This window comes from Mycoplasma enhydrae, from assembly GCF_017116825.1.
GTDB lineage: Bacteria > Bacillota_I > Bacilli_A > Mycoplasmatales > Metamycoplasmataceae > Metamycoplasma > Metamycoplasma enhydrae.
Window position 1 is genome coordinate 17,514 of record NZ_JAFIRD010000005.1, and the last position, 12,639, is coordinate 30,152.

Below are 12,639 nucleotides of genomic sequence, written 5' to 3' on the forward strand. Positions count from 1 at the left end.
GCTCTGTTTATATTAAAATATAAATAGTGCATATTTTAATATTTTGTTTTAATCTTAAGATGATTAATATAAAACATAATAATTAAGGGAGAAGGTAACTATATGGAAAAAGAGATTAAATTAGACCAATTTTATACAAATCCCATAATTTGTAACTCTTTAATTGAAATTGTGCAATCTTTAATTCCTAGTCAGTTGCAAAACGAAATTTTAGAACCGTCTGCTGGAACGGGGAACTTTATTGATGCGTTGGTTTCGTCAGGAGTTAAACCAACAAAAATTTTAGCCTATGATATTGATCCAAAATCACATGAAATAATTAAACAAGACTATTTAAATGTCCACATTCCTTTTAGTGAAAATAGATTTATTATAGGAAATCCACCTTTTGGGCATCGTGGAAAAACTGCATTAGAGTTCTTGAATAAAGGATTAACTGAGGCTAATTATGTTGCTATGATATTTCCCAATATATTTAAAAGATATTCAATTCAAAAGAAGGTCTTACCTGAAGCAAAATTGATTTTTTCATTAAATTTATTAGAAAAATCTTTTATATTAAACGATAAGCAATATGGCGTAAAGTGTGTTTTTCAAATTTGAACCACAAAAAACACATATGCCAAAAATATTAGAATTAAAAATAAGCCAGTAATAAGGCATGAGGACTTTCAGACATTTATTTACAACAATACACCACAAACATTAAAATATTTTGAAAAAAGCATTTACAAATGAGATTTTGCCGTTCATAGACAGGGCTATTATGATTACAATTTAAAAATAGTTGACCCTAAAGATTTAAAAACTAATAGACAGTATTTCTTTGTTAAAATTTTGAATAATGAAGCTAGAAAAATTATAAATAAAATTAATTTTGAAAAATTATCAAAAAACAACACACAGGTCTATGGTTTTTCTACTAGCGATTTTGTGGAAGAGTATATGAAATTAAAAGGGGAAAAATAATGCTTACTGAAATATTTAAAAACATTAAAGAAAAAAGAGATTTTTTTAGCGCTGTAACGAACGGTAACGAGTTTGAACAAAAATTTAGGAATTTAATTAAGAAATCATATAGTGAAATAATTCCAGGAGAAAATTTTAGCAAAGGGCTAATCGAAATAGCAAATTTAGAAAATGATTCCAATACAAAAGTTGCTACTCAATTAACAAAAATCAAAAAAAGTATTTTATCTAAAACATCTGTTGAACCTGTTTCCAATCCGTTTCAAAATGTAAGAAGTCATTTTATTTATCAACCTTATGGTTCTCAGAATTTTCCTGATTTTTTAATTTTTACTCCAACAAATATAATTCCAATAGAAACGAAATTTAGTAAAAACGAAAATGGTAATAAGCGCGCCGATTCTTCAAGACCAATGTGAAATTCAAATATTCCAAAAATAAATGCTATATATATTTATGGTGTCTCAAATTTAGATACTACTTTTTTCATGGGCTCGGATATTCTAGATACTAATACAAATAAAATTTTGATTAACTACTTCGAAGAATTAGACAAAAATACTGAGGAACTAGATAAAAGTTTGTCTGGAAAACCAAATAATTTTGGAATATATCCATATATTAGAAAAGCTTATGAACATAAAGCAAATAAATCAACTTATTATTTAGAAAATGGAAAGCAAGCTATAGAAAGTTACTTTTCAGAAAACCGAAAAAGCCGCGAAGAAAATGTGATTATTTTTCTTAAGGACAAGGAATAATACTAAGAGAATTTGAAAATTTCCTCTATTTAAACATATCCTCTACTAGTGAACTACCACAAAAGAAGGATATGTTTTTTATTATAAAAATACAAAAAAGCGAACTCATCGAGTTTTTACCACTGCTAGGTTAAACTGAAGAATTCACTATATAAGGTGGCTTTTAGTTATCAAATTTTTACACGCTTTGAAGCATCAAGAAACATCTTGTCTTCTTTTTTAATCTTGAATGCTTTATAAAAATCATCTGAGTTTTGAACTTGAACATTTGCTCTTAAAACAACTGGAGCATGTACATCAATATCTAATAATAATTTTTGAAATTCAGGGCGGTATTTTGCTCTTCAATTAGTTGTATAAGCAATATAGAATTTTTTAGCACTATAATCACTTTCGGTTTTAGCAGCTTCTAGTGCACATGATAAACCGCCGGCATCAGCTATATTTTCAGATACAGTTAGTTTACCATTACATTTTCCAACTTCTGTTTCTCTACCTTCGAAGAGCTCAACCATTTTTTGTGCGCGAATTTCAAATTCTTTTTTATCTTCCTCTGTTCATCAATTAATCATATTACCAACTTCATCAAAGTTAGAACCATTATTATCAAAAGCATGAGAAATTTCATGAGCAATAACTGATCCTATACCTCCATAATTAGCTGAAGAAGATTGTTTAGCACTATAAAACGGTGCTTGAAGTATTCCGGCAGGAAATACTATGATATTACTTGTTGGGTTATAATAAGCATTAACCATTGCTGGTGTCATTGATCATAAGTTCTTATCTTTCTTTTTGCCATATTCTGCAAATTCAGATCTTCTTTTAATTTCATTAAATTCTAAAACATTCATAAGTAGGTCATCATAGCCATTATATTCTTTTACAATTAGTTTAGAATAGAAATTATCAATAACTTCAGGGTATCCTACATAAACACCAATTTTAGAAAGCTTCAAAATTGCTTTTTCTTTGGTCTTAGGAGATAATCAATTGTTATTTTTTAGTCTATTTTCATAAATACCAATCATCTTAGCAATCATATTTTCAACATTTTTTTTGTTTTCTTTTCCAAAATATGTTTCACCGTAATATTTACCAAAAGCCATGGTAAACATTTTGTCAGCACTTAATTTAACTGCTTGTTGCTTTTTGTCAAGTGGTTTGACTTGCCCACTTAAACTTCTTGCAAATTCACCTGATATTACTGCACTATCATAATCTAAGTATGGAGCTAATGAAATTAAGGTGTTAACGTATAAGAAAGAACGGTAGTTTTCAAAATTTTCTTCCAAAAGTAATTTTGAAAAGTGGTTGGCTAAATCATCTGAAACGCAAATTATAGATGTTAAGTTTTTTCCAATTACAGATTTAATAATATTTGATAAAGATAGTGTTTTAATTTTTTCATCAAATTCAGAAACAAGTTTTGGATTATATATTTTTGTTATTAGTGCTCATTCTTCAGCAGATAAAATGTATTTTGCAGCTTCCGAATCTCAGGATAAAGCTTGTTTAATTAACTTGTCAGCTCATCTTTTGCTTCTATTAACTTTGTTTAATAGTTTCTTAGTCATTGCAGATCATTTTTCATATAGGTCTGCTTTCTTTTCTGGTATTGAATAATAGTTCTTTTCAGGCAATATAACTGAAGGGCAAGAAGCATACAATACTTGTTGTTCATAATTTTTAAAATCAGTTTCGATAAATAAAGGAATAGGTGTTTCAAAATTATTAAATGTTAGAAAATCATAGTTGCTTTCTATGTCTTTTCAACTATTAAAACTTGAAATTTTATCCAATATAGCAAGTGCTGGTTTGATTCCAAATTTACGACGATCTGATCAGTTTTTTGCTAAATTATAGAATTTAGTCATTTCAAGTAATATCGGGTTATCTTTGATGTCTGTTGTATCAGTTAATCATTTATTTAATAATTTAGTTTTTAGTTTGATTAAGCTATTATCCAAGCGTTCAAAAGAACCTGTTCCTGGTTTATCATCAGGAATTTTATTTTTAGCTAGTCATTCACCATTTACGGCTTCAAAGAAGTTGTCTTTAATTAAGTCTTTGTTCATATTTTGTTCCTTTCTAATTGAACTTTGGAATTATTTTGTAAAAAATAAATTCAAGTTTTCATTTTGTAAAATCTTTCGATAATTTTTAAAATCAAGTTTATCAAAAATTATACTAATTTTATGTTGTTCAGCTTTTTTATAAAGCATACTAATATATAAAATTGCTTCAGGTTTATGCAAATTATTCACTAAGTTTTCATCCACTCAAATAACTTTAATTCATTTATCAATAATTGAAACTAAATCATTATTAATATTAATTATTCTTAAACCAACACCAGCCTCAGGATACTCTTGTTGAATTAATTCAATTTTTTTCTTCACTTTAATTGTATTTTTCTTTGAATTAGGAATTATTAATTGAATAAATGATTTGTATTTAGCTAATAAATCTTCAATTTTTTTATTTTCAATTAAGTTAAATACAAAATCATTAATATTTATTAGTTTACCATTTAATTTAAATCCCTTAGGTTCACTAAAAATTTTTAAATAAAAGTTTTTGTAAATATCTAAATTTGCTAATGTATCAGAAGAATCGATGTTAAGCACTTCGAATTTTTCATCAAGGTCCATTGTATCTATTTTTCATTTCTTATCACCAAAACTTAATATATTGTGAGTTTCAAAACTTGCACTATGACTATTATTAATTTCACTTAGTACATAATCATATTTTTCTTTAAAAACTAAAAAATTGTAATCCTCATAAATTTTATAAGTTAATAAAAAATCATTCTTAAGCTCTAAATTATTAGATTTAACATAATCAAACAAAGTTTGATATGAAACAAAATCTTGGTCTTTAAGTAAAGTATGTTTGAAACTAAATGTCTTATTATATAAGTGTTTATATGGAATACTTCATTTTGAAAAATATTTAATATATCTCATTGCTTGTGATTCTGATATCTTATTAAAAGGCATAACAAAAAACAGTTTATTTCAGTCTAAAAAAACTTTAATGTTATACATTCTTTTTTTAACACAGTTAGCCTTAAATAAAGCAATAAAGTTAGCTATATTTTCAATATCTTTTATATTTAAAATAAAACCATAAGCAAAATATTGATTGTTTTTATCTATCAAATAATCTATATTAGTATTTGTAGCTTCAAATACCTTATCTTCTCGTGAATCGTTTTCATATCAGTTTAAGGTTAAAAATATGTATTCGTCTTGAATAGTATCAAAAGTTATATTGACTTTAGTGCTTAAGAAACGCGATTTGCTATTAGATATTTCAGTGCTTACCTTTATTAAATTCTTATTTTTAATAGCAATACTTAATGTTGATTTTGATTTTCTATCAAATAAATCTAAGAAATCTTGTAACTTTCTTCACTTATTATGAATAAAACTTATTTTTTTCAAAAAAGCCGGCTGTGTTCAGACTTCTCGAATGCTATTATTAGCCTTAATTCTTTCTTTGTTAGTGTCAATTAAAAAACACATAAAACCATTATCGCTAGATGTTTTTGTTCTTCTGCGATAAGCAAAAAATCCTATAAAACCAACAGTACTAAATGCTGCTAATAATATAAAAACTACCAAAATTATTTTAATACTATTCGGTGACATTTTTACTATCCCATTTCTTAATTGAATGATGTGATCTTTCAAATTGTTTAGTAGTTTTTAAATCAGGAAAATGAATGGTAATTATTGTATCTACCATTTCAATAATTTTACCCTTACCGTAAGTTTGGTGCATAATTTCATCACCAACAATTAAATCACTATTATTGTTATTGTTTTCTTCAGCGATTGAAAAATCATTAGCTATATCAATGCTACTACTTTGAGTTTTAATTCCAGCTTCTTTTAAGAATCTACTTCCTTTGGTATAACCGCTACGGTTAATAGCAAAAGATAAAAATAATTTTGTTTTAGCTCTAGTAATGGCAACATAAGCCAATCTTCTTTCTTCTTCCAGTCCTTCAAAATTTTCTTTTTTAGTACTTGAATGACTTAGAAAAATAAAGTCTTTATTTGGAGCAATTGTTATTGCTCTTCTTAGTGGAAAAATATTTTCAGCTAGTCCACAAATAAAAACATAATCAAACTCTAATCCTTTTGCGTTGTGTACTGTCATTAATGAAACAAAGCTGGTTGCATCATCTTCAACATCACGGTCAGTGATTAAAGTAATTTCTTGTAGATATTCATCAATAGAACCATGAGGATTATTTTTTTCTCAAGATTCAATCACATTTAGCAAACTCATAAAGTTTTCTAATTTTGATTCATATTCTTCTTCTGAGCTCTTAAAAATTTCAAAATACTTAATTGTATTAATCATAAACTCTTTTAAGGTATCACTTATAGAATTTGTTTTTAGAGCTTTTCTGGCTCACCTGATAGCATTAATTAAAGTTGCCAGTTTGGTAATTGTTAAATTAGAAACTCTTAGTGTTTTTTGTATTTCACTAAAATGTTTTTCTATTGCACTATATAAGTCTGTGTTTTTAGATCTAGCAAATTCAATTAGTTTATCAATTGTGACATCACCAATTTTTCTAGAAGGTTTATTAATAATTCTTAATAACATTAACTCACTTCCATCATGAATAACACGTAAATAAGCTAAAGCATCTTTGATTTCTTCTCGTTGATAGAACTTAATTGAACCAAAAATTTTATAAATTGTATTTTCTCTAATTAAAGCTTCTTCAACAGCTCTAGAATAACTATTAGTTCTGTATAGTATTGCAATATTTTTTAATTGAACTCTTGATCTTTTTAGTTCTGAAATTTTTTGAGCAATTCATCTTGCTTCAGCATCTTCACTATGACCGCAGTAAAATTCGACTTCTTCACCATCTTCGTTATGTGTATATAAGGCTTTATCTAATCTAATTTTGTTTTTTGAAATTAAACTATTTGCATGGTGAAGAATTTTCTTAGTTGAACGATAGTTTTCTTCTAATTTTACAGTTAGAGCACTTGGATAATCTTTATCAAAATTAACAATAATGTTTATATCAGCATTACGTCAGCTATATATTGTTTGGTCAGGATCTCCAACAATGGTTAAATGGTCACTTGTTGACAATTTTTGCAATATTTTGTATTGAATAACACTAGTGTCTTGAAATTCATCAACTAATATATGGTCATATCTTTTTCCCCATTTTTTAGCAATATTGTCATAGTTGGGATCATAAAACAAACGATGTACAAAAACTAGCAAGTCATCAAAATCTAAAGCTCTAGATCTTTCAAGCCTTTCTTGATATTTCTTGTATATATTATCTTTAGTTTCAAAAATTTTTCTTTCTGAATCAGAAAGAGATTTATTTATTTTTTCATCTACCACATCTAAAAAATCGAAAAGAGCATTTTTCTTGTTTTGGATATAACTTATCATTGAACTATAACTATATTCAATGTGAGATATATCTAATTCATTATAAACAGATTTTAAAATTGCTTTTTGGTCTAACTCATCAACAATTTGAAAGTCATTATTGTAACCAAGCAAATGAATTTCTTGTCTTAAAATTCGAGCACAAATTGCATGAAATGTACTTATTAGTGGTAATTGTCCAGGATTATCAAGCATTGAGTTTACCCTTTGTTTCATTTCGTTTGCAGCTTTGTTAGAAAAAGTCAAAGCTAAAATTCTAGCAGGGTTAATATTTAGTTTTTCAATTAGATATGCAATTTTGTGAGTTAAAACACGAGTCTTTCCTGACCCAGCACCAGCTATAATTCTTAATGGTCCATCGTTATACTCAACGGCTTGTCGCTGTTGTACGTTTAAGTTATCTAAATTTATCATCTCTAATCCCCCTGTTGTAAAATTTATATTAGCATAATATAATTATACATTAATAAGGTATTTTTAGGCTTTGTAAACGCAAAAAAATAGCCTAATTTCTTGGCTATTTTGTAAAAAAATTAATTTTTGGCATTTCTCTTTTTATTGGAGAAATTTTTTTATCCAACTCTTCTTCCATATCTATTTCATCATACTTGTTAATTCAAACTGTCTGAGATTGTGAAAATTTATCATTTCAATTTAGTCTAGAAGCACCTACTCCACTCAGAATCATTATTATTTCCAAATTTATTGCTATTGTAGCTAAAGTGGTAGGTAAAGAAAAAACAATTTTTTCAACCATATTTAATTTGTCACCTTTAGTTGCTTTTAAAAAAGCATCTGTAGAAACTAACATAAATGCCAACAATACAAACATTCACAAAAAAGAAAAAAGTCTTTGTCTGTCAAAAACGGTTTTTCATAGTTTTCTTTTAGACTTTGTAGAAATAATCTTAATTTTGCAAGTTAACATTCCTATAGTTTGACCCTTAAATATGACAGGAATTAGTATATACAATAGAAATAAGACTAAAATCAAGCTAAAAAGTCACATTCTATAAATAAGTTCTCTATTTAAAATATTAGTAGTGTAAAAGTCTACGTTTTTGTAATTAAATACTAAAAACGAGGTTCCAATTGCAAAGATAATAAATAAAGTTAAATCTATTAAGCTAGCTAAAACTCTTATTCAAAAATGAGCTTTTCTATTTATTTTTTTTATCATGTGAATTTTTTAAAAATTAATTCTCATTTTGTTTTAAAATCATTTGTTAATTTTTTTAAGTTTGTAATACTAAATCTTGAAAAATAAGAATTATTTTTAATTTGTTCTTCTCATTTAGGTTTTAAGGTTTCAATTTCCTTAAGTAATGCTGCTTTAATGTTGTTAAGTGATTTAGATGCCAATGTACCCTTTTTAGTTTTAAAAATTCCAATAAAACCACTAATGTAATAACAATAGTTCATAAACATAGCAAATTCAAGCGCTTCTTTAGTTTCTTGATCTATATCACTAAAACAACTAAAAACTGAATTTCAGCAGCGAGTTAAAGATTTAGGGTTAAAAGTTACAAAACTATAATTTAAATTTTCAACTCATGTGCCTTCAAAAAAAGCAAATGTTTGAGATTCTAATAAAGACCTGTATACAAAATTAGGTGAATATTCCAAATTTGATTCTTTAATTTTAGGTTTGCTAAAAATTTCTAAGGCAATATTTGTTTTAACAAAATAATTAAAAACAAAAGGTGTAACAAATACAAAGGGTTCTTTGTTGTCTTTTAAATTAATAACTTGAGAATTAAAGTTGTTGTTTAACTTAGTACCAAAAAATGGAACACCCTTAATTGAACCAGGAAGCTCTACAAAATCAGGTTTGGTTTTTTCGTTATTCAAAAAATTATCAATTCTTTGAACGAACTCACTTTTAATATGACAATAAGAATATAAAATAAAAATATAAGGTGTTTTAACAAGATTTAATGCTTGTTTAATAACTAAATCAATATGTTGGTGTGAAGTGTTGAATATAACTTTTAAACGGTCTTTAAATTTAAGTTGTAATTCATCAATTTCAAAAAAGTGTTCATCCTTAGGTCTATCTATTGTTATAACAACATCAAAATTTTGGCTTTTTTGTTTGTATAGATTATTTAAAATTGAAGATATTGGAATTGCAGGATTGTATATAGGAACTATAATAGTAAGATTTTTGCTCATATTCATATCCAATCTACATCTTAATTTGTCCCGCAACACGTGGGAAAGGAATTGTATCCTTAATGTTGTTTACACCTGTCACATACATTACTAATCTCTCAAATCCAATACCAAAACCACTTGAAACAGCATAACCAAATCTACGTAAGTCTAAATATCATTGTAGAGGTTCTAGTGGAATCTTCAGTTCTTTCATTCTATTAACTAGTTTTTGATAATTGCATTCACGTTGACTGCCACCAATTAATTCCCCAATTCCAGGTACTAGGAAATCAAAAGCTCTAACTGTTTTATTATCATCATTTTGAAACATATAAAATGCTTTAATGTCTTTAGGATAGTTTATTACAGCTACTGGACCTTTAACAATTTTTTCAGCCAAAAATTTTTCATGCTCTGAAGATAAATCCATTCCAAAGAAAATTTCTTTTTCTTCAAATTGTTCTTTATAGTTTTTCAATTTTTCTACAACATCTTTATAATCAATAATTGTCAATTTATTATTCAAAAAATTTTGAAGCGTTGAAATTAAGCCTTCATTTAAAGAATTTAAGTATTTCATTTCGTCAGGATATTTTTTTAGTGTATTTGAAATAACTGTTTTTAATAAATCATCAGCTAATAAAATGACATCATTTAAATCATAAAATGCCACTTCAGGTTCAATCATTCAAAATTCAGCTAAGTGCCTAGAAGTATGTGAATTTTCGGCTCTAAACGTTGGGCCAAAAGTATATACTTTTTTGAAACCCGCAGCATATGATTCAGCATGTAGTTGACCAGTAACACCTAAAAACGCTTTTTGCTTGAAAAAATAGTCTTTGGTTTCATCATCTACTAAAAGTGTTTCTCCAGCACCTTCACCATCATTTGAAGTAATAATAGGAGAAGCTACATTTAAAAAGTCATGTTCTTGAAAATACTTATGAATTTCGTATGTTAAGGAGTTTCTTATTAACATTATTGACCTAAATAAATTAGTACGATGTCTTAGATGAGGAATTTCACGTAAGAAATCTAATGATGTTTCTTTTTTTTGAATTGGAAAATCTTGATCAACACCATTAATTATATTAAATGATGTAGCCACAAGTTCAAAGGGTTGTTTTGCTTCAGGAGTTAAGTGTATTTGACCTTCAACACTAACTGATGACCCCAATGACAAGTTTTCAATATTTCATTTATTAATGTTATTGCCTTTGATTACTACTTGGAGATTAGCAACGGTGCTTCCATCGTTGATAGTAACAAACCTTACTTTATCATTACCTCTATTTGAAATAACTCATCCTTGAATTTTATATGGTTGTTGCTCTTTAATTGATTTTTCAGATTCCAGCAGCTTTTTAAGTGTCATATTTTCTCCTTAATTTCTAATTATTTTTATTATTTTTATAATCAATAATTATACTTAAATAATTAATTATTGTAATGATTATTAGAATAATATAGCAATAGTTTTAAAATCCGGATTATTAAAATTAAACATAAATTTAAGTAAAAAATAGAGGTTATTTTTACCCCTATCTTAAGACTTTGTAGTTTCAAAATAATATGCTGAAATTTTTGTTCTCAAATTGTTATCTATTATTGGGTAATTAAATAATTGATAAGAAGGATCGCTTTTTGAAACTGAATAAATTTGCTTAGCCATACCATCATTTCCAAAATACCAGTAATAAATAAATGAAAATGTTAAATCATCTGCTGGAGTATATGAAATATAGTTAAAATTAGCTATTTCTGAAAATTCAATATCATTAAATAAATTTTCAAATGCCTCTTCAAATATAGAATATCCTTCCTCAGAATCATTTCTTATTTGTTTTAGTCAACTAATGAAATAAGTGCTTTGTGTATTTTTTTCAAAATTATCTATTTCTTTAGTTCAATTTTCTAATTTTTCCCAGTCAATACTTGGATCTAATAATTTTAAATTATCAATCAAATTGTCCTTATTGTTTTCATATATATTTTTAATAATTTCTTTAGCTTTTTGAAACTCTTCTGGAGTTAGTTTTGTTCTCATTTTTTGAATAAAATCTTTTTCTAAATTATCTAAAGCAACTTTTTTTGAGTACTTAGTGGAATATCTATGATTATTTCTATAAATGTTATCTCCTAACATTTTTAAGAAGTTATCAGTGTCCTTATTATCAAGCTTATTTGAAATTATTCAACAATCAACCAATATAAAATTATTCTTAGGTCTAATAAATCTAATATTTCCATTTTTCACACTTGCAAAGTTGTCTTCTGAATAATATGCATCCAAGGCATCACCATTATAAATTACTCCAGAATCTGATCTAGATGGTTTAGGTTCAATTAAGTGGTTTAATAGTTCTAGCCCATTACTACTTATAAAATTGTATTGGGTATTTTTTATTGAATGGTCTGTAGCTGCTTTCACAAATGAGACAAAAGAGTCAATAGCTATTCTATAATTCGATTCGTTAAAATCCAGTAGCTTATCATTGCCGTTTTTTGTAAATACTTTTTTTCATTCGGTTGGGTGTTTGTGCATATAATTAAACACACCAATCATTAGATTATCCACATATGCATTTGTTCAAGCTACGCGCTTAAAATTATGTTTTTTTAATGTTGAAAATATTTCAAATCAATCTAGTTGAGTGCTTTTTTCTTCTAAAGTTTGAATTTCAGGTGTATTTAAATCTAAATGAGGTCTAGAATCTTTATTAAAGTTATATGCTATGCCCTTATCTTGCACATAATAAGGGATTACAAAATCATAAAAATGATCTCAATCATTGGAAGGTCTATTTTTTTCTATCATTCTTCACTTTTTTTCGACTGTGTTAATTTCAAAACCTTTAATTTTTCTTTCCGCATCTTTCATTTGTTCAATTTTAGAATAAATTAATTCATCAAATTTTTCTAAATGATTTTGAATATTATCAGTAAATAAATTTTTACGCTTATTTCATGAAGATAATTCTTTACTTCCATAAAGTTTTGAAAAGTCTATTTTTTTTATTTTTTTATCCAGAATTAATTGTGCCGCTTGAAAATCACTTCCGACACCTGCAATGGCTTTATCTTGTACTAAAGCTTGAGTAAATTCATTAATCTCTTTAAACTCTTTATAGTTATAGTTTTTCTTTAATTTATTGATTATGGTAGGAGACAAATAGGCTTCGTAATTATAAATACTAGGACGATAGGCATTTGTTAGTTTAAATATCAAAGCGAACATAAATAAGAAAATAAAAATACCAAGTCCTGTCCATAACAAAACTATTTTTCAAGTTCGTCTGTTCAT

Annotated in this window: 9 protein-coding genes; 2 read left to right on the plus strand and 7 right to left on the minus strand. The window is 26.6% G+C overall.

The genetic code is table 4. From position 1 onward, the window contains the following. Window positions 1-102 precede the first annotated feature (102 nt). The gene (locus JXZ91_RS02365) at window positions 103-969 is read left to right on the plus strand and encodes a hypothetical protein (RefSeq protein ID WP_205851414.1); all 867 of its coding nucleotides are present in this window, start codon (window positions 103-105) and stop codon (window positions 967-969) included. Next, complete coding sequence (locus JXZ91_RS02370; protein ID WP_205851415.1) at window positions 969-1,730, plus strand: hypothetical protein; 762 nt, start codon at window positions 969-971, stop codon at window positions 1,728-1,730. The genes JXZ91_RS02365 and JXZ91_RS02370 overlap by 1 nt, the downstream gene beginning before the upstream one ends. Before the next feature lie 167 nt (window positions 1,731-1,897). On the opposite strand, the gene JXZ91_RS03335 is transcribed toward JXZ91_RS02370, so the two are convergent. The 7 genes from JXZ91_RS03335 to JXZ91_RS02405 all read right to left on the minus strand — a co-directional run bounded on the left by JXZ91_RS03335 (window position 1,898) and on the right by JXZ91_RS02405 (window position 12,639). Next, on the minus strand, window positions 1,898-3,808 hold the full coding sequence (locus JXZ91_RS03335) for a M13 family metallopeptidase (protein WP_205851416.1): 1,911 nt from the start codon (window positions 3,806-3,808) through the stop codon (window positions 1,898-1,900). A gap of 30 nt (window positions 3,809-3,838) precedes the next feature. Then, on the minus strand, window positions 3,839-5,389 hold the full coding sequence (locus tag JXZ91_RS02380; protein WP_205851417.1) for an MHO_4530 family protein: 1,551 nt from the start codon (window positions 5,387-5,389) through the stop codon (window positions 3,839-3,841). After that, the gene (locus JXZ91_RS03490; RefSeq protein WP_205851418.1) at window positions 5,376-7,592 is read right to left on the minus strand and encodes an ATP-dependent helicase; all 2,217 of its coding nucleotides are present in this window, start codon (window positions 7,590-7,592) and stop codon (window positions 5,376-5,378) included. The genes JXZ91_RS02380 and JXZ91_RS03490 overlap by 14 nt, the downstream gene beginning before the upstream one ends. 103 nt (window positions 7,593-7,695) lie before the next feature. Beyond that, window positions 7,696-8,358: an RDD family protein gene (locus tag JXZ91_RS03715; protein ID WP_205851419.1), complete on the minus strand. Its 663-nt coding sequence runs from the start codon at window positions 8,356-8,358 to the stop codon at window positions 7,696-7,698. After that, entirely contained in the window at window positions 8,352-9,353 is a 1,002-nt protein-coding gene (locus tag JXZ91_RS02395) for a glycosyltransferase family 2 protein (RefSeq protein ID WP_205851420.1), read from the minus strand. The genes JXZ91_RS03715 and JXZ91_RS02395 overlap by 7 nt, the downstream gene beginning before the upstream one ends. A 13-nt stretch (window positions 9,354-9,366) precedes the next feature. Continuing rightward, entirely contained in the window at window positions 9,367-10,710 is a 1,344-nt protein-coding gene (gene asnS, locus JXZ91_RS02400) for an asparagine--tRNA ligase (RefSeq protein ID WP_205851421.1), read from the minus strand. A 171-nt stretch (window positions 10,711-10,881) separates the two neighbouring features. Next, window positions 10,882-12,639, minus strand: a complete 1,758-nt coding sequence (locus JXZ91_RS02405; protein WP_205851422.1) for a hypothetical protein — start codon at window positions 12,637-12,639, stop codon at window positions 10,882-10,884.